Source organism: Sphingomonas sp. dw_22 (genome assembly GCF_018449795.1).
Classification (GTDB): Bacteria; Pseudomonadota; Alphaproteobacteria; order Sphingomonadales; family Sphingomonadaceae; genus Sphingomonas.
In genome coordinates this window covers 1-19,117 of the sequence record NZ_JAAVVE010000030.1, presented here as the reverse complement: position 1 = coordinate 19,117, position 19,117 = coordinate 1, and the positions used below count along the sequence as shown (strand labels likewise).

15 protein-coding genes are annotated in these 19,117 nt (G+C 67.2%); 9 read left to right on the top strand and 6 right to left on the bottom strand.

From position 1 onward, the window contains the following. Positions 1-71 precede the first annotated feature (71 nt). Both HB724_RS13460 and HB724_RS13455 read right to left on the bottom strand, forming a co-directional pair. Positions 72-1,271 carry a GGDEF domain-containing protein gene (locus HB724_RS13460; protein ID WP_213981457.1) on the bottom strand — a complete coding sequence of 400 codons (1,200 nt, stop codon included), beginning with the start codon at positions 1,269-1,271 and terminating at the stop codon, positions 72-74. 117 nt (positions 1,272-1,388) lie between these two features. Continuing rightward, positions 1,389-2,150, bottom strand: coding sequence for a hypothetical protein (locus tag HB724_RS13455; protein ID WP_256731510.1), 762 nt, complete (start codon positions 2,148-2,150; stop codon positions 1,389-1,391). 340 nt (positions 2,151-2,490) lie between these two features. Between HB724_RS13455 and acnA the strand changes: the two genes are divergently transcribed. Beyond that, entirely contained in the window at positions 2,491-5,160 is a 2,670-nt protein-coding gene (gene acnA, locus HB724_RS13450) for an aconitate hydratase AcnA (protein ID WP_213981455.1), read from the top strand. A gap of 496 nt (positions 5,161-5,656) precedes the next feature. On the opposite strand, the gene HB724_RS13445 is transcribed toward acnA, so the two are convergent. From HB724_RS13445 to HB724_RS13430, 4 genes are all read right to left on the bottom strand, one after another. After that, positions 5,657-6,142, bottom strand: coding sequence for an FKBP-type peptidyl-prolyl cis-trans isomerase (locus tag HB724_RS13445; RefSeq protein ID WP_213981454.1), 486 nt, complete (start codon positions 6,140-6,142; stop codon positions 5,657-5,659). Between the two features lie 8 nt (positions 6,143-6,150). Continuing rightward, complete coding sequence (locus tag HB724_RS13440; RefSeq protein WP_213981453.1) at positions 6,151-7,020, bottom strand: S-methyl-5'-thioadenosine phosphorylase; 870 nt, start codon at positions 7,018-7,020, stop codon at positions 6,151-6,153. After that, a complete protein-coding gene (locus tag HB724_RS13435) occupies positions 7,017-8,444 on the bottom strand; it encodes an amino acid permease (RefSeq protein ID WP_213981452.1) in 1,428 nt (475 codons plus the stop codon). The genes HB724_RS13440 and HB724_RS13435 overlap by 4 nt, the downstream gene beginning before the upstream one ends. A gap of 108 nt (positions 8,445-8,552) precedes the next feature. Continuing rightward, on the bottom strand, positions 8,553-10,589 hold the full coding sequence (locus tag HB724_RS13430; protein ID WP_213981488.1) for a glycoside hydrolase family 97 protein: 2,037 nt from the start codon (positions 10,587-10,589) through the stop codon (positions 8,553-8,555). A 376-nt stretch (positions 10,590-10,965) separates the two neighbouring features. Between HB724_RS13430 and HB724_RS13425 the strand changes: the two genes are divergently transcribed. The 8 genes from HB724_RS13425 to HB724_RS13390 all read left to right on the top strand — a co-directional run. Beyond that, positions 10,966-11,652, top strand: coding sequence for a PEP-CTERM sorting domain-containing protein (locus tag HB724_RS13425; protein WP_213981451.1), 687 nt, complete (start codon positions 10,966-10,968; stop codon positions 11,650-11,652). Next, a complete protein-coding gene (locus HB724_RS13420; protein WP_213981450.1) occupies positions 11,649-12,581 on the top strand; it encodes a hypothetical protein in 933 nt (310 codons plus the stop codon). Before HB724_RS13425 ends, HB724_RS13420 begins: the two co-directional genes overlap by 4 nt. Positions 12,582-12,694: 113 nt before the next feature. Next, positions 12,695-13,237: a retropepsin-like aspartic protease gene (locus HB724_RS13415; RefSeq protein ID WP_213981449.1), complete on the top strand. Its 543-nt coding sequence runs from the start codon at positions 12,695-12,697 to the stop codon at positions 13,235-13,237. A gap of 174 nt (positions 13,238-13,411) precedes the next feature. Beyond that, on the top strand, positions 13,412-14,374 hold the full coding sequence (gene mdh, locus HB724_RS13410; RefSeq protein WP_213981448.1) for a malate dehydrogenase: 963 nt from the start codon (positions 13,412-13,414) through the stop codon (positions 14,372-14,374). Beyond that, on the top strand, positions 14,344-14,952 hold the full coding sequence (locus HB724_RS13405; RefSeq protein WP_213981447.1) for a hypothetical protein: 609 nt from the start codon (positions 14,344-14,346) through the stop codon (positions 14,950-14,952). Before mdh ends, HB724_RS13405 begins: the two co-directional genes overlap by 31 nt. Positions 14,953-14,966: 14 nt before the next feature. Beyond that, complete coding sequence (sucD, locus tag HB724_RS13400) at positions 14,967-15,851, top strand: succinate--CoA ligase subunit alpha (protein WP_213981446.1); 885 nt, start codon at positions 14,967-14,969, stop codon at positions 15,849-15,851. Positions 15,852-15,915: 64 nt separating this feature from the next. Further along, a complete protein-coding gene (locus HB724_RS13395) occupies positions 15,916-18,846 on the top strand; it encodes a 2-oxoglutarate dehydrogenase E1 component (protein ID WP_213981445.1) in 2,931 nt (976 codons plus the stop codon). A 2-nt stretch (positions 18,847-18,848) separates the two neighbouring features. Further along, the coding region (locus tag HB724_RS13390; protein WP_346344727.1) for a biotin/lipoyl-containing protein at positions 18,849-19,117 on the top strand (269 nt) is incomplete at its 3' end.

Genomic DNA, 19,117 nt, shown 5'->3' with positions numbered 1-19,117 from the left:
ACGAAATCCTACATGGAAAGAACAAAAAGGGATCACCGATCGCCGCTTCGGGGCAAGCCCCCGCCGTCCGGTCAGATCGCCGAGGCCGCCCGGTTGTGCGGCAGGACGGACAGCGCGGCGACCGATCCGGCATCCGCGCTGTGCACGCGGTTCCGGCCGGCGCCCTTGGCGTCGTAGCAGGCCCTGTCCGCCCGGCGCATCAGGTCGGCGAGGCTCTCTCCCGGCTCCCATTCGGCGACGCCCCCGCTCACCGTGACGCGCGGAAGCCCGGCATCGGCCGTTGCGGGCAGGGCGACGCGGATCGCCTCCGCCTTGAGCCACGCCATCTGGCCCACGGTTTCCTGGAGCAGCACGGCATATTCCTCGCCGCCGATCCGCCCCACGACCGCGCTTTGCGGCGCGGAGCGCCGCAGCAGGTCGCCGAAGGAAGCGATCACCGCGTCGCCCATGGCATGGCCATAGGTATCGTTGATCCCCTTGAAGTGATCGAGGTCGAACAGGATCGCCGAGAGCGGCAGGCGGTCGCGGGCGGCGCGCGCGATCAGGCGCTGCCCCTGCCGATCGAAGCCGCGCCGGTTGGCGAGGCCGGAAAGCGTATCGGTCTCCGATGCCGCCTGCGAATCGCCGATCGCCTTCTGGACGACGATCAGCAGGAGCAGCAGCCCGGCCGCGACGAGCAGCACGGCGGTGCTCGCCTGCGAGATGATCGCATAGGTGCTGCGCACATAGGTCGCGGCCGTGCTCCCCGAGCCGAACGCCATCGCGAGGAACGGCTTCGCCAGGAACTGCAGCGCGATCAGGGCAAAGAGCATCGCAACGGCGATATGGAGGGGACGCCGCTCCGGCAGGCGCAGGATGGTGCGCGACGCAAGCATCGCGCCGAGCGCGAAGGGAAGCTGATAGGCAAGCTCATAGGGAAGGCTGCCGCGATCCCAGTGCCAGATCACCAGCCGCAGCCCGATCCCGCCCCCCAGGATGATCCAGAAGGCCCGCCACGGCCGGGGCGCGTCATGGACGGCGGCCAGGCCGATCGGGATCAACAGCGGGCCGCCGAGGAAGCTCGCATAGCTGATGAAGGCGAAGGGTTCCGGGATGGGGCTCAGCGGCAGCAGGAACTCGCTGAGCGGCGTGAGCATGCCCACCCCATAGGCGCCGGCGAACCAGAACGCCCTGCGCTGCCCCGGACCGATAAGCGCCACCGCCGCAAAGGCCGCCGCGAAGAACCCCGTCACGGCGACATTGACGATCAGGAGGAAAACGACGCCGGTCATTCCAGGGCCCAGAATGGATTGATGTTACTGATTCATAGCGCCATTTCCATGATTCCGGTTAAAGCGGAGCGAAGAAACGGTCCGTTCCCGTGCAACATCGGCCCCGGCGGCGGACGCTCACTCCCCGCCATGCTGGGTATAGGTGATCCGGATCCGGACCCAGGTTCCCACCTGCAGCTGCCCGTTCACCCGCGGCGGCTTCACCAGGAACTGGAATGCCGCCTGGCGCACCGCGCCGGCATAGCCCGATCCGCGCGGGTAATCGCCCAGCTCCTGGCAGTCCTCCACATGATAGCGCGCCACCGTGCGGCACGCGATCTCGCCCCAGCCCTCCACGCCGCGCGCGCGTTCGGGGATATAGGGCGAAAGCTCCGCATCCCGCGGCCGGCGATACCATTCGGCGGCGTACAGCGTCTCGCCATGCGGCCCCTTGCCCGCCGTCTCGCTGTCGCCCGCGCCGGGCGATCCGCCATTGTCCGCGCTGCCCGCATCCGCCGTCGACATCGGCCCGCTCGATTTCGCCCGGGAAATGTCGCCCGCCGCATAGTCCTGCCGCGTCAGCACCACGAAGCTCGGCGGCTGCTTGGCCTCGGGCACCGGCGGCGGAGGAACGATCTCGGGCTTCACCGGCTGGGGCTGCGGCTCGGGCTTGTCGCCCTGCTCGGCTTTCGCCTTGGCCTTGGCCTTGGCCTGCTCCTTCGATGCGGGCTCCTTGCCCTCGTTCGTGCTGATGCCGAAGGTCACGGTCTTCGGCTTCTCCTTCGGCGTGATCGTCGGGATCAGCCCCAGCAGCAGCAGCGCGATCAGCAGCTCGACGATCAGCGCCAGCACGAATGCCGCGCCGCGCCGCCGGAAGGTCGCGCGAAATCGCTCCGACAAGGAAAGGGAAGTCGTCGGCTGCATCGGGAGGCTGTCTGGAACCCTAGGAACTGGCGCGGGCGCGGAAACTGCGCGCGCGCTTTTATACGCCTCCCCGGATCGGGCGATAGTGGGGCAAAAGCATGTCGCGAACGATCCGCCGATTCCGACGGGCGCACCCGTAACGGCCGGGAAATGCAATCGCGCGCCTTTCCGTCCGCGCCCCTTCCCCCCACACCAACGCTGCGCTAAGGCGCCAGCGAATCTTCGCATTCGCAATATTCCGGTGCGCCCGCGCGACCCTGACGGCCGCGTCCCCCGAGCGCCCGGATCGGCAAGACAGGGAAGGAACCCGCGCCCCATGACCGCAATCGGCAAGGACAGCCTCGGCACTCGCGACACGCTCAGCGTCGGCACCGCCACCTACAGCTATTATTCGCTCCCCAAGGCGGCGAAGAAGCTCGGCGACATCTCCCGCCTGCCCTTCTCGATGAAGGTGCTGCTGGAGAACATGCTCCGCTTCGAGGACGGCGTGACCGTCACGAAGGACGATGCCCAGGCGATCGTCGACTGGCAGAAGGACGCCCGCTCGAACCGCGAGATCCAGTATCGCCCCGCCCGCGTGCTGATGCAGGATTTCACCGGCGTTCCCTGCGTGGTCGATCTGGCGGCGATGCGCGACGCGATCACCAAGCTCGGCGGCGATGCGGCCAAGATCAATCCGCAGGTTCCCGTCCATCTCGTCATCGATCACTCGGTGATGGTCGACGAGTTCGGCACGCCCAAGGCGTTCGAGGACAATGTCGCGCTCGAATATGAGCGCAACCTGGAGCGCTACGAGTTCCTGAAATGGGGCTCGAAGGCGCTCGACAATTTCCAGGTGGTTCCGCCGGGCACCGGCATCTGCCACCAGGTGAACCTCGAATATATCGCCCAGTCGGTCTGGTCGTCGAAGGACGCGGACGGCGAGACGGTCGCCTATCCCGATACGCTGGTCGGCACCGACAGCCACACGACGATGGTCAACGGCCTCGGCGTGCTCGGCTGGGGCGTGGGCGGCATCGAGGCGGAGGCCGCGATGCTCGGCCAGCCGGTGTCGATGCTGATCCCCGAGGTCGTCGGCTTCAAGCTCACCGGCGCGCTGGCCGAGGGCATCACCGCCACCGATCTGGTGCTCACCGTCACCCAGATGCTGCGCGCCAAGGGCGTTGTCGGCCGCTTCGTCGAGTTCTACGGCCCCGGCCTCCATTCGATGACGCTCGCCGACCGCGCGACGATCGCCAACATGGCGCCCGAATATGGCGCGACCTGCGGCTTCTTCCCGATCGACGAGAAGACGCTCGATTACATGCGCCTCACCGGCCGCCCGGACGAGACCGTCGCGCTGGTCGAAGCCTATGCCAAGGCGCAGGGCATGTGGCACGATGCCGATGCCGCCGAGCCGATCTTCACCGACGCGCTCGAGCTCGACATGTCGAGCGTCCGCCCGTCGCTCGCCGGCCCCAAGCGCCCGCAGGACCGCGTCGGCCTCGATGCGGTGGACGAAGTGTTCAACGCCGATCTGGTCAAGGTCTATCACAAGGACCATCCGGCGCGCGTCGCCGTGGAAGGCGCAAGCCATGACATCGGCGACGGCGACGTCGTCATCGCCGCGATCACGAGCTGCACCAACACGTCCAACCCCTCGGTGCTGATCGCCGCCGGCCTGGTGGCGCGCAAGGCGCGTGCGCTCGGCCTGACGCGCAAGCCCTGGGTGAAGACCTCGCTCGCCCCCGGCTCGCAGGTCGTGACCGACTATCTGAACAAGGCCGGCCTGTCCGAGGATCTCGACGCGATCGGCTTCAACCTGGTCGGCTATGGCTGCACCACCTGCATCGGCAATTCCGGCCCGCTCGCCGAGCCGATCTCGGCGGCGATCAACGGCAACGACATCGTCGCCGCCTCGGTCCTGTCGGGCAACCGCAACTTCGAGGGCCGCGTCTCGCCGGACGTGCGCGCCAATTTCCTAGCCTCGCCGCCGCTCGTCGTCGCCTATGCGCTGAAGGGCACCGTCACCGAGGACATGTACGAGACCCCGATCGGCGAGGGCACCGACGGCCCCGTGTTCCTCAAGGACATCTGGCCGACCAATCTCGAAGTCGCCGATCTCATCGCCGCCAACATCGACGACCAGATGTTCCGCGCGCGCTACGGCAACGTCTATGCCGGCGACAGCCACTGGAGCGGCATCACCGTCGAGGGCTCGGACACCTATCGCTGGCCGGCCGCCTCCACCTACATCCACAATCCCCCCTATTTCGAGGGCATGGCGATGACCCCGGCCCCGGTGCAGGACATCGTCGAGGCCAAGCCGCTGGCGATCCTGGGCGATTCGATCACCACCGATCACATCTCCCCCGCCGGCTCGATCAAGGCGGACAGCCCCGCGGGCACGTTCCTGCAGGAGCATCAGGTCGCGAAGAAGGACTTCAACAGCTACGGCGCCCGCCGCGGCAATGATGAAGTGATGGTTCGCGGCACCTTCGCCAATATCCGCATCAAGAACGAGATGGTGCCGGGCGTCGAAGGCGGCATGACCAAGTACGGCGACCAGGTGATGCCGATCTACGACGCCGCGATGCGCCACAAGGCGGACGGCACGCCGCTGGTGGTCGTCGCCGGCAAGGAATATGGCACCGGCTCGTCGCGCGACTGGGCGGCCAAAGGCACCAACCTGCTGGGCGTCCGCGCCGTCATCACCGAGAGCTTCGAGCGCATCCACCGCTCGAACCTGGTCGGCATGGGCATCCTGCCGCTGCAGTTCGCCGAAGGCGTAACCCGCGAGACGCTGAAGCTCGACGGCACGGAGACCTTCACGATCACCGGCGTCGCGGGTCTCCGCCCGCGCCAGGACGTCGAAGTCACCCTCACTCGCGCCGACGGCAAGGTCGAGACCTTCCAGACCCGCTGCCGGATCGATACCGTCAACGAGCTGGAATATTTCCTCAACGGCGGCATCCTCCACTACGTGCTGCGCAAGCTCGCCGCCTGACCGGCGCTTTGCAGGACACAAGAAGCGGCCCCGCTCCCCTGTGGAGCGGGGCCGCTTTCGTTTCCGAAGGCCGATCGACATTCGAGGTCGGGGAACCTCGCCCCCACCGTCATCCCGGCGAAGGCCGGGATCCAGGGTTTCTCTGCCGTATCGCCCGTGACTCCTGGATCGGGCCTTTATTCACGCAAGGGAAGGCGGCCCTACCCCCCTTCGTCACCCCGGCCGAAGTGCCGGGGTCCACTCCTCCGCAAGCGAGCCCCTCACGCCTCCAGCGGCTCTCCCAGCATCCCGGTGGACCCCGGCACTTCGGCCGGGGTGACGGAGCAGAGGATTGGCGGAATACCCCGACGCCACCCTTGCAATGTAGGATTCGAGAGCCGACCACAGGGCCAGCTCTTTCTCATCGTCGAGGCCCTACAAGAACGCGCGCGCCGCGTGGCAACCCCACACGCGTATGGAGTCAAATGAGTCAACCGGCAGGCCGGAACGCCCCGCCCTACTCCGCGATCCCCAGCAGCTCGATCTTGAACATCAGCGTCGCATCGCCCGGGATCGGCCCCTTGCCCTGCGTGCCGTAGCCCAGCTCGGCCGGCACCGCGATCTCCACCGTATCGCCCACGCCCATCAGCGGCACGGCGATCTGCCACGCCTCCACCAGCCGCCCGAGCGGAAAGGTCGCCGGCTCGCCGCCATAGGAGCTGTCGAACTCGGTCCCGTCGATGAAGCTGCCGGCATAATGGATCGTCACCTGGTCGGCGAGCGTCGGGTGCCGGCCCGAACCGTCGCCCTTGATGCGGCGCCAGCGCAACCCGCCCTGGAGCGAGCGCCAGCCGTCGCTCGGCTTGAGGCTGGCCAGCGCGAGCATCTGGCGGTTGTGCCAGGCGGCATCCTGCGAATGATCCTCGGCCGGCGCATCCTGCGCGACTGCGGTCCCGGCGGCGCAGACCAGCGCCAGCGCCGCGAAGGGCATGAGCTTGAACATGGGCATCCTCATTTGTTGAGCGCCCGGCCGGCGACGGCATCGAGCTTGGCGAGCAGGTGCGGATCGCGGGCATGCGGCGCGGTAATCAGCGCATAGTCCAGGCAGGTGTCGATTGGGCTCGCCGGCCGTTCCTCCGGCAGGTTGCGCAGCAGGTGCATCACCATCTTGCGCGCCTTGTCGGCATTCGCGCCGAGCTGGGCAATCACCGTGGCGACGTCCACCGCCTCCTCGCCCTCGCGCCAGCAGTCGTAATCGGTGACCATGCCGACCAACGCATAGGGCAGCTCGGCCTCGCGGGCGAGCTTGGCCTCGGGCATCGCAGTCATGCCGATGATGTGGCAGCCCCAGCTCCGGTAGAGATGACTCTCGGCGCGGGTCGAGAATTGCGGTCCCTCCATCGCCAGATAGGTGCCGCCGTCATGCACCTCGGCCCCGGCCGCGATCGCCGCGTCGCGCACCAGCGCGGAAAGCCGCGGGCAGACCGGATCGGCCATCGAGACATGCGCCACCATGCCCTCGCCGAAGAAGGAGGATGGGCGCCCCTTGGTCCGGTCGATGAACTGGTCGGCGATGGTGAAGGTGCCCGGCGCCCGCTCCTCGGTGAGCCCGCCGACCGAGGAGACCGCCAGCACGTCGGTCACGCCCAGCCGCTTGAGCACGTCGATATTGGCGCGGACGTTGAGGTCGGACGGGCTGATCCGGTGCCCGCGGCCGTGGCGCGGCAGGAACACCAATTTCACATGGCCGACATGGCCCACGAAGCATTCGTCCGAGGGAATGCCCCAGGGGCTCGAGACCTCCACCCATTGGCCGCCCTCGATGCCCTCGACATCATAGAGCCCCGAACCGCCGATGATCCCGATCGTCCAACCGCTCATGCATTCGCCCTTTCAACATTTCGCCGCGCATAGGCGAAGTAGAGGCCCAGCCCCAACAGGTTCCAGATGCCGAACAGGATCTGCGTCTGGTGCGGCAGGCTGATGAACAGGTAGAGGCAGCCCAACGCCGCCCCGAGCCCGACCAGCCACGCCGCCGGGGTGCGGAACGGCCGCACCGCATCCGGCGCGCGGCGGCGCATCACCAGCATGCAGATGCCCACCGCCGCGAAGGCGGTGAGTGTGCCGGCATTGGCGAGCGCCGCGATCTGGTCGATCGGGAAGAAGGCCGCGAAGAACGTCACCACGCCGGCCGTGAAGATCGTGATCCGGACGGGCGTCCCCCGCGACGAGACCTTGGCGAGCCCCGCCGGCAGCATCCGGTCGCGCGCCATCACGAAGAAGATGCGGCTCTGTCCGTAGAGGAACGCGAGGATCACGGTGGGCAGCGCGATCACCGCCGTCGCCGCCAGGAAGGTCGCGGTGCCCGGCTGGCCAATCTCGCGCAGGATCAACGCCAGCGGCTCGGGGCTGTCGGCGAAGCGCGTATAGGAAAGCGCCCCGATCGCGGTGACCGCGACGACCATGTAGATCACGACGCACACCACCATCGAGCCGACGATGCCGATCGCCAGGTCGCGGCCGGGGTTCTTGGCCTCCTCCGCCGCGGTCGAGATCGCATCGAAGCCGTAGAAGGCGAAGAAGATGATCGCCGCCGCCGCCATCACCCCGCGCTCCACCCCGTCGCCGCTCATATGCTTGGCGAAGCCGAACGGTGCGAAGGGCTCGAGATTGGCGGGGTTGAAATAGGGCAAAGCGACCACGACGAAGATGGCGAGCGCGATCATCTTCACGATCACCAGCATCGCGTTGATATTGGCGCTCTCCCGCGTGCCGAAACAGAGCAGCCCGGCGACCAGCGCGACGATGAGCATCGCCGGCACGTTGACGCCCCAGGAGACGATCCGCCCCGCCTCCATCACCGGCCCGTGCACCAGCGCCGGATCGAGATGCACGCCGAGCCCCAGCAGGAAGCCGTTGGCATAGCCCGACCAGCCGACCGCCACCGTCGCGACCACGAGCGTATATTCGGCGAGCAGGCTCCACCCCACCACCCAGGCGACGATCTCGCCCAGCACGGCATAGCTATAGGTATAGGCGCTGCCCGAGGCCGGGATCATCGTCGCCATCTCGGCATAGGCGAGCGCGGCGCAGGCGCAGATCGCACCCGCCACCGCGAAGGACAGGATCACCGCCGGCCCGGCGCGATCCGCGCCGACGCCGATCAGCGTCAGGATGCCGGTGCCCACGATCGCCCCCACGCCGAGCGCGACCAGATGCGGCCAGGAAAGCGTGCGCTGCAACCGGTGCTCGGGCGGCCGCTCATGCTCCGCGACGATCTGCTTCAAACGGAACAGGCTGGCCATGCGCTCCCCCTAATTGGCTGGGGGCGGTGATAGCGCGGTGCAGGAGCAGCGCAACTCCCGCACGCCCTCTCCCCTCCGGGGCGAGAGCTGGGGAGAGGGAGTTCCCCTTTACTTCACCAACCGAAACCGGATCGCCTGCCCGCCCCCGGGCGCCAGCCGGATCGCCAGCGTATCCCCCGCCGTCACCCGGCGCTTCTCCACCACCAGCGAATGCCGCTTCTCGGTCCGGTAATCGGCATCGTCGCCGTCGCGATAGATCTGCGCCTCATAGGTCTTCCCCGCATCGAGAAAGCCCAGCTTCACATCCAGCACCCGCGCATTCTCATCGGTGACCGAGCCCAGGAACCAGTCCGGCCCGGCGCGGTCCTTCCGCGCGATCGTGACGTAATCGCCCACCTCGCCGTTCAGCACCCGCGTATCCGCCCAGTCGACCGCAACGTCGCGGATGAACTGGAAGCCGGCCAGGTGCTTCTCGTAATTCTCGGGCAGGTCGGCCGCCATCTGCACCGGCGAATAGAGCACCACATAAAGCGCAAGCTGCTTCGCCTCGGTCGTCAGGATCGGGGTGTCGCCCTGTCCCACCAGGCTCAGCACCCCCGGCGTATAGTCCATCGGCCCGGCGAGCATCCGCGTGAACACCAGATTCGCCTCGTGATCGGGCAGGTTCTTGGGGTTCCCCCAGCCATTATATTCCTGTCCACGCGCGCCTTCGCGGCTGATCCAGTTCGGATAGGTGCGCCGCAGCCCGGTGTCCTTGATCGGCTCGTGCGCATCGATCGCCACCTTGTACTTGTGCGCCATCAGCAGCACGCGGAGATGGTGGTTCGACGCGAACTGCCCGTCATGCCATTCGCGCATCGGCTCGCCGTTCGGCCCGACCCGCTCAAGCTGCCCGGCATCGGTGACATAGCCGGTCTTGACCACGGTCTCGCCATGCGCATGCGCGAACCGCATCGCCCGCTCAAGCTGGCTCTCATAATGGCTCACCGAACCGCCGGTCTCGTTATGGCCGATGAGCTGGACGCCCTTCTTCCGCGCATAATCGGCGAGGAACTTCGCATCGAAATCCGGCGTGGGCACGTCGAAGTCGAAGCCCTTGCCGTCGCCGAGCCAGGCCGTGTCCCAGCCCCTGTTCCAACCCTCCACCAGCACGCCGGGAAAGCCGTATTTCGCGGCGAAATCGATATAGCGCTTCACGTTGTCGGTGCGCGCGCCGTGCACCGGCTTCGAACCCCAGCCCGATCTGGCGAGGTGCATCTCCCACCACACGCCGACATATTTGCCGGGCTTGAAATAGCCGACGTCGCCCAGCCTGTTCGGCGCGTTCAGGTTGAGCTCGATATGCGACATATAGAGCCCCGGCGCGTCGTCGCTCAGGATCATCGTCCGCCACGGCGTGACGAACGGCGTGCCGCGCGTCACCTTCGCGGGCCCCGCGCCCGGGATCAGCACCGTCTTGAAGCGCGTCCCCTCGACCCGCTGGAGCCAGGTGCCCGAATAATCGACCAGCGCCGCCTCATGGATCGCGATATGCGTGCCGTCGGCCAGCTTCATCGTCAGCGGCGTATGCGCGAGCGGCACGCTGGAGATCGGCGTCCGGTTGTAGAGATATTCGTCGCGGTTCCATTCGGAGCCGGGGATCCACCAGGCCTCGCCGTCCTGGGCGATCGAGAATTCGGTCATCTCGTCGGCGATATGCGCGGTCTTGAGATTGGGCTGGTCGGGCAGCTCGTAGCGGAAGCCCACGCCGTCATCGAAGACGCGGAACACCATGTCCATCACCCGGCCGAGCGCGGTCGCCTCCTTCAGCCGCACGCGCAGCTCGTTGTGGCGATCGCGGATCGTCTTCCATTCGCCCCAGGGCTGGTCCCAGCTGGTATCGACACTGCTCGACGCCAGGCTCTCCACCTTGAAGCTACGCTGCATCTTGGGCGCATCCGTGAACAGGAAGCCAAGCGCGGACGGCGCGACGACCTGCCTGCCGCCCCGGCTGACGCTGTAGAGCGGGCGCCCGTCGCCATCGGTGGTGAGCGTCACCACGATGCGGCCGTCGGGCGAAGCGACGCTGGGCGCGGCCGGATCGTTCAGCGCCGCCGTCGATTGCTCGACCTGCGCCAGGGCAGGAACCGCGAACAGCAAAGCCATGAGCGCCAGCAGACCACGCACCACCCATCCTCCCTGACAGCGCTATCATTCCACCAATCTTCGCCGCGGTGCGAGGACGAACCTCGTGACGCGGCAGCGTTGGCGGATTGCCATACCGGATAGCGCCGTGGCGGGCGCGATGGCAAGGCAGCCCCAAGGGGCAGAATCGCAACTATCGATCCGCGGCGCCCTCCCGGCGGTTCGAAAAAATCCGCCCGATCGGCGGAGCCGTCTTAAATCGGGTCAAAAAGTTCCATTCCCCTCTCACAGTCCGCCGCAACTCGGACACGTCCGATCTATTGAAATTCAGGGAACGTGCAGCTAATCGTGCCAAAGCGGCACCGCCTGTCTGGCGGATGAGCTGGGGGTCGGGTAAATGGGTATCGCAGTACAGGAAGTCAGGCGTAATCGCCTGGTCGTCGCGCTTTTGGCAGCATGCCTGTCGCTCACGGCCGCCAGCCAATTGAACGGCCGCTCTATATTCGCGATCGGCGAGGGACGCGACGGCGCCTTCGCGACCCTGGTCCAGCCGGATCCCAAGGGCGTGGCCGGCGGCATCGCCCCCGCAAGGGGCGTGATCGGCCGCCTGCTCGATTCGGCCGGTCGCGGCTCCGGCGCTGCGCCCGCTCCCGCCGCGGAGGGCCCGCAGCCGTCCGGCGACGGCGCGGCCTCTTCCGGCACGATGCCCGAGATCGCCGCCGTCGCGGCACCCGCCACGACGCCCACCGCACCGGGCACCGGCATCGGAGGAGAGAGCGCGGGCCGCGGTTCCGATGCCCTTCCGCCGTTCAAGGGGCTGCTGTCGCAATTCGCGCCCAGTTCGGGCCCCGCGGGCTTCATCCCGTCCGATACGCCGACGCCGCCTACCGACGGCCCCACCCCGCCGGTGACCGAGCCGACCGTACCGGTGACCGATCCCACGCCGCCGGTCAGCCCGGTTCCCGAGCCCGCCGCCTGGGCGATGTGGCTGATGGGCTTCGGCGTCGTCGGGGGGCTGGTCCGCTGGCGCCGGCGGGCATTGAACCCGGCCGCAACGGAGGGTGTCGGCGGCGAGGCCGCATGACCACCACCACCGCTGACGGCGCGCTCGAGCCCGAGCGCAATCGCGCATGGCTGAAACGCGCAAAGCCCCTGGCCCTGGCCTGGCTGCTGCTCGTGCTCGGCTATTTCTGCTGGGAAGGCTTCTGGTACACCGGCCTCTATGCCGCCCTCGCCGAGTGGGAGCATGCCCGCTACGACTGGTATTCGCCGGTCGGCAATTTCAGCGGGCTCGTGCTCCTGTTCGGCGCGCCGCCGATCGTGATCGTCAAGCTGATCGAACGCGCCCAGCGCCACCGTGAACCGCCCCCGATCGTCGAGGAACGCACCGCCGGTCTGCGCGCCGCCGCGGGGCTCGCGCGCTGGCTCGCCTGGGCGGCGGGCGGCCTCGCGGTCGCCACGCTGGTCTCGGTCCTGCTGATATTCATCGATCTGCCCGGCGACAGCGGCACGCCGCAGCAATTGTCCGCAGTCGCCAATCGCTTCCAGGTGCGCGAGGGCGTGACGCAGGTCGAGTTCGCCAGCGCGCCCAAGCGGGCGATCCTGTTCCGGATGCGCTGGCCGGGCGAATTGATCCGCACCAGCTTCGCCCAGGTCGAATCCAAACTCGCGAACGGCCAGAAGATCACGCTCTTCGCCGAGCTCAGCAGCGACGAATTGGGACATTTCGCGCATGACGGCGTGTCGAACACCCGGCTCGGCATATTGGTCCGGAACGGCCTGCCGGGCACGACCGTCTCGTACCTGAACGGCGCCGGGATCCACGTCGCCAATCCCTATTATGTGCTGTATCGCAGCGCGCTCTCGTCGCGGCTGCGCTATCTCGCGGTATCGGTGCAGCTCGCGACCGGGGCTTTGGTCATCTTCCTCTTCTGGATCGCCCAGCGCCTGCGGGTCCGCGACATCAGGCGCCGCATGGGCACTTCGGCCGAACCCGCGGTAACGCCAAATTAAGCAAACCCGGCCAGCATTCGTTAAGTACGATTACGCCTCGGGGAACGACTTATAGGGGATTTCCCAGGCGCCGACTTAAATCTTGTGCAAAGAAATTCGCCTAGCATGCCCTCATGCTCGCGAATGCGTCCCTTGTTTCCTCTCTCGGCCTGCTGGCATCGTCGGTGCTGGCCGTGCAGGCCGTGGGCTCGATGGGCCAGGGCATGGGACATTGGCTGCGCCTGTCCGAGACCGAGCTCCAGGCGCGTGTCGCCGCCGCCCCCCTCGCCCCCGCAACGCCGCCCGAGCTTCCCGGCGCATCGCAACAGGTGGAGCGCGCGGCCGACGGCATGTTCTATCTCTCCGCCAAGGCCGATACGGGGCAGATCCGCTTCCTGATCGATACCGGCTCGACCGCGACCATCCTCACCCGCTCCGATGCCGCGCGCCTCGGCCTGGAGGAACAGGCCGAAGGATCGCGCCGCGCCCGCACGCTCGCCGGCGAGGTCCGCATCACCCATGCGCGGATCGGGGAACTGCGCATCGCCGGGCGGCGTTTTGCGGATGTCAGGGTCGGCGTGGCGAGCGACGACCTGGGCGTATCGCTGATCGGACAGGACGTGCTAAGCCGGTTCGAGAGCATCGTCTTCGAGAAGGATCGCGCCAGCCTGCGCTGACCCTCTCCTTGCCCGCGCCCTTATTGCACTTGCGAATTAGTTGCAAAGATAATCTCCACCCAACCGGAATCTCGGGTTGCGGCGGGCCTATATTGGGCCTAAGCCGCCCGCGCTTTGGTGGCGCAGATACAGGTTTCGCGCCCCATTTTGCCTGGCATTGAGCAAGGAGATTCCATGGCCCGCAAGAAGATCGCGCTGATCGGCTCCGGCATGATCGGCGGCACGCTCGCGCACCTCGCCGCGATGAAGGAACTGGGCGACATCGTCCTGTTCGACGTTGCCGAGGGACTGCCGCAGGGCAAGGCGCTCGACATCGCCCAGTCCGGCCCGGTCGAGGGCTTCGACGCCAATATGCGCGGCGCGAACAGCTACGAGGACATTGCCGGCGCCGACGTCTGCATCGTCACCGCCGGCATCGCCCGCAAGCCGGGCATGAGCCGCGACGACCTGCTGGGCATCAACCTCAAGGTCATGAAGGCCGTGGGCGAGGGCATCGCCGCCCATGCGCCCGACGCCTTCGTCATCTGCATCACCAACCCGCTCGACGCGATGGTCTGGGCGCTGCGCGAATTCTCGGGGCTTCCCCACCAGAAGGTCGTCGGCATGGCCGGCGTGCTGGACAGCGCGCGCTTCCGCACCTTCCTGGCCGAGGAATTCCAGGTCTCGGTCGAGGACGTCACCGCCTTTGTGCTCGGCGGGCACGGCGACACGATGGTCCCGGTGGTGGAATATTCCACCGTCGCCGGCATCCCGATCCCCGATCTCATCAAGATGGGCTGGTCCACCCAGGAGCGCATCGACGCGATCGTCCAGCGCACCCGTTCGGGCGGCGGCGAGATCGTCGGCCTGCTCAAGACCGGCTCGGCCTTCTACGCGCCCGCCACCTCGGCGATCACGATGGCCGAGAGCTATCTGAAGGACAAGAAGCGCCTCCTGCCCTGCGCCGCGCACCTGACCGGCCAGTACGGCGTCGACGACCTGTACGTCGGCGTGCCGATCGTCATCGGCAAGGACGGCGTCGAGCGCATCGTCGAGATCGAGCTGAACGAGACGGCCAAGGCCAATTTCACGGCCTCGGTCGATGCGGTCAAGGAACTGCTGGTGGCATGCAAGTCGATCGACTCATCGCTCGGCTGAGCCTGACGGCAGCGCCCTTCGCGCTGCTGCTGGGGGCAACCCCGGCGGCGGCGCAGGATGCTGCCGAGTCGGTGCCGTCGGAACCGCTGCCGCTGTTCAAGGCGGTGTGCATGGGCGGCGGCGCGCGGCTCAACCGCAAGACCGCGAACGAAGCGGCCTTCTCCGTGCTTCCCGATCCGGCGCGCCGCGCGCTGGGCAAGGTCGTGCCGACGATCGATGCCGAGGCGCAGAAGGCGGGCATCGCCGATGCCGTGATGATGCCCAACCGCATGTTCCAGATCGCCGGCGGCCAGCTCTATCTGATCGTGCCCAGCGCCGTGGCGACGCCCGCCGCGCCGCTTGCCGATTCGTGCATGGTGCTGTGGCAGTCCGCCGGCGACGACGATTATCTGGCAGCACGCAAGATCGTGATGCCGAAAGAAGACAGCGTGCCGATGTATCTGCGCCCCGATTCCAAGCCCAACGGCTTCGTCTTCGCGACGAGCGCCGAGGGCCAGACCCGTTTGACGCTCGCTACCTATGGCGGCTGGATCGCCCTGCGCTCCTCCGCCGCCGCCCCTCCCGCTGATCCGCAATAAGGTCAATCGAACCTATGAGCATCCTCGTCGACAAGAACACCAAGGTCATCACCCAGGGCATGACGGGTGAGACCGGAACTTTCCACACGCAGCAGGCGCTCGCCTATGGCACCCAGATGGTCGGCGGCGTCACGCCGGGCAAGGGCGGCACCGAGCATATCGGCCTGCCGGTGTTCGACACCGTCGCCGAGGCGGTGAGCAAGACCGGCGCGTCCGCGTCGGTGATCTATGTTCCGCCCCCCTTCGCGGCGGATTCGATCCTGGAGGCGATCGACGCCGAAGTGCCGCTGATCGTGACGATCACCGAGGGCATTCCGGTGCTCGACATGGTGAAGGTGAAGCGCGCGCTTTCCGGTTCCAAGTCGCGGCTGATCGGCCCGAACTGCCCCGGCGTGCTGACCCCCGGCGAGTGCAAGATCGGCATCATGCCGGGCAGCATCTTCTCCAAGGGTTCGGTCGGCGTCGTCAGCCGCTCGGGCACGCTCACCTATGAGGCCGTGTTCCAGACCACCAATGCCGGCCTCGGCCAGACCACTGCGGTCGGCATCGGCGGCGATCCGGTCAACGGCACCAACTTCATCGACGTGCTGGAGCTGTTCCTGGCCGACGACGCGACCCAGTCGATCATCATGATCGGCGAGATCGGCGGATCGGCCGAAGAGGAAGCCGCCCAGTTCCTGCGCGACGAGGCGAAGCGCGGCCGCAAGAAGCCGATGGCCGGTTTCATCGCCGGCCGCACGGCGCCTCCGGGCCGCCGCATGGGCCATGCCGGCGCGATCGTCTCGGGCGGCCAGGGCGGCGCCGAGGACAAGATCGCGGCGATGGAAGCAGCGGGCATCAAGGTCGCGGCCAGCCCCTCGGAGCTGGGCTCGACGCTGGTCGAAGTGCTGAAGGGCTAATCTACAACGTTTGCGCTCCTATATCGTGGGGGTATGTGAGCGCTAACACGAACGGACAAAGATCATGGGCTATGAAGGCCTCGACTTCGACGACATCGCAGGCGGCGTAAGCCCCGCCTTCGTCGAGACTCTGTATCGCCGCTACAAGGCGGATCCCACCTCGATCGAGGCGGGCTGGCGCGGCTGGTTCGAAGGACTGGAGAACACCGCGAGCGGCCCGAGCTGGGCGCGCGCCAACTGGCCGCTGACCGAGACCGACGCGCTCACCGCCGGGCTCGATCCGACGCAGATGGAGCCGGCGCCGGCCAAGGCCAAAGCCGCGGCCCCCGCCCCGGCCGCCGTGGCCGCGCCCGCTGCCGAGGTGATCGCCAAGGCCGCCGGCGATTCGATCCGCGCGATGCTGCTCATCCGCACCTATCGCGTGCGCGGGCATCTGGCCGCCAATCTCGATCCGCTGGGCCTTTCCACCCGCGACCTGCCCGAGGATCTGACGCCCGAATATCACGGGTTCGTCGGCGCCGATCTCGATCGCCCGATCTATCTCGGCGGCGTGCTGGGCCTCAGCTACGCGACCGTCCGCGAGATCGTCGACATCCTGCGCGCGAACTACTGCGGCAATGTCGGCCTCGAATATATGCACATCGCGGACGTGGAGGAGCGCCGCTTCCTCCAGGACCGGATGGAGGGCAAGGACAAGGTCATCCAGTTCACCAAGGATGGCAAGAAGGCGATCCTCTCCAAGGTGATCGAGGCCGAGCAGTGGGAGCGCTTCCTCGGCAAGAAATATGTCGGCACCAAGCGCTTCGGCCTCGACGGCGGCGAAGCGATGATCCCGGCGATGGAATCGATCATCAAGTACGGCGGCTCGATGGGCGTGCGCGAGATCGTGTACGGCATGGCGCATCGCGGCCGGCTGAACATGCTCGCCAACGTGATGGCGAAGCCGTTCCGCGTGATCTTCCACGAATTCGGCGGCGGCTCGGCCAATCCCGACGACGTGGCCGGATCGGGCGACGTGAAGTATCACCTCGGCACCAGCACCGATCGCGAGTTCGACGGGATCAGCGTCCATATGTCGCTGGTCGCCAATCCCTCGCACCTGGAAGCGGCCGATCCGGTCGTCCTGGGCAAGGCGCGTGCATTGCAGACGCTGCGCGGCGATCTCGCCGAGCATGAGCAGGTGCTGCCCGTCCTCATCCATGGCGATGCGGCGTTTGCGGGCCAGGGCATCGTCTGGGAATGCCTCGGCTTCTCGGGCATCCGCGGCTACAATACCGGCGGCTGCATCCACTTCGTCATCAATAACCAGATCGGCTTCACGACGAGCCCGCAATTCGCGCGCTCCTCGCCCTATCCGTCGGATGTCGCCAAGGGCGTCCAGGCGCCGATCCTCCACGTCAACGGCGACGATCCCGAAGCCGTCACCTTCGCCTGCAAGGTGGCGATCGAGTTCCGCCAGAAGTTCAAGCGCGACGTCGTGATCGACATGTGGTGCTATCGCCGCTTCGGACACAACGAAGGCGACGAGCCGAGCTTCACCCAGCCGCTGATGTATGCCCGCATCAAGCAGCATCCGGGCGTGAGCGACCTCTACGCCAGGCGGCTGATCGGCGAAGGCGTGATCGACCAGGGCTTTGTCGACGAGAAGACGCACCAGTTCACCACCCTGCTCGAAGGCGAGTTCGAGGCGGGCAAGTCGTACCTGCCCAACAAGGCGGACTGGTTCGCCGGCCGCTGGTCGGGCCTGGGCGCTCCCGTCGATGCCGAGACCGCGCGCCGCAGCGTCGATACCGGCATCGAGAAGAAGCTGTTCGACAGCCTCGGCCGCACGCTGACCGACGTTCCCGAAGGGCTGGAGATCCACAAGACGCTGGCCCGCGTGCTCGACGCCAAGCGCGAGATGTTCAAGTCCGGCGCGAATTTCGACTGGGCGACCGGCGAGGCGCTGGCCTTCGGCGCGCTGCTGTCGGAGGGCTATAGCGTCCGTCTGTCCGGCCAGGATTCGGGCCGCGGCACGTTCAGCCAGCGGCACGCCGTCTGGGTCGACCAGAAGGACGAGCACAAATATGTGCCGCTCACGACGATCCCGCATGGCAGCTTCGAAGTGCTCGACAGCCCGCTCTCCGAATATGGCGTGCTCGGCTTCGAATATGGCTATGCCTCGGCCGATCCGAAGGCACTGGTGCTGTGGGAAGCGCAGTTCGGCGATTTCGCCAACGGTGCGCAGATCATGATCGACCAGTTCGTCGCGGCGGGCGAGGCCAAGTGGCTGCGCGCCAACGGCCTGGTGATGCTGCTGCCCCACGGTTACGAAGGGCAGGGGCCGGAGCACAGCTCGGCACGTCCCGAGCGCTTCCTCCAGCTCTGCGCGCAGGACAATATGCAGGTCGTCAACATCACGACGCCGGCGAATTATTTCCACCTGCTGCGCCGCCAGATGCACCGCAACTTCCGCAAGCCGCTGGTGCAGATGACCCCCAAGTCGCTGCTGCGCCACAAGCTCGCGGTGTCGAAGACCGAGGACTTCCTGGGCGACAGCCACTTCAAGCGCATCCTCTCCGATCCCTCGGCCCCGGCCGATGCGGACGTGAAGCGGCTGGTGCTCTGCACCGGCAAGGTGGCCTATGACCTGATCGAGGCCCGCGACGCGGCCGGCGACAAGAACACCGCGATCGTCCGCATCGAGCAGCTCTATCCCTTCCCCGGCGAGCCGCTGGTCGAACGCCTGGCGCGCATGACCAATCTCGAAGAGGTGGTGTGGGCGCAGGAAGAGCCGCGCAACAACGGCTATTGGTTCTTCGTCGAACCGTTCATCGAGGCTTGCATGGTCGAGGCGGGCACCCGCCCGCAGCGCCCGCGCTATGCCGGCCGGGCCGCGGCGGCATCGCCCGCCACCGGCCTGATGAAGCGCCACCAGGCCGAGCAGGGCGCACTCGTCGCCGACGCGCTCGGCCATAATGTCCGTCAAGAAATCCGCCGAACCCGGAAAGGTTGAGAATGGCTACCGACGTCAACGTCCCCGTCCTGGGTGAATCGATTACCGAAGCTACCCTGGGCGAATGGCTCAAGAATCCCGGCGATCCCGTGAAGGCGGATGAGCCGATCGCCAGCCTCGAGACCGACAAGGTCTCGGTGGAAGTCCCCTCGCCGGTTGCCGGCGTGATGGGCCAGCAGGTCGTCAAGGTCGGCGACACCGTCGAGGTCGGCGCGCTGATCGCGCTGATCGAAGGCGAAGGCACCGCCCGGGGCCCCCCCCCCCCCCCCCG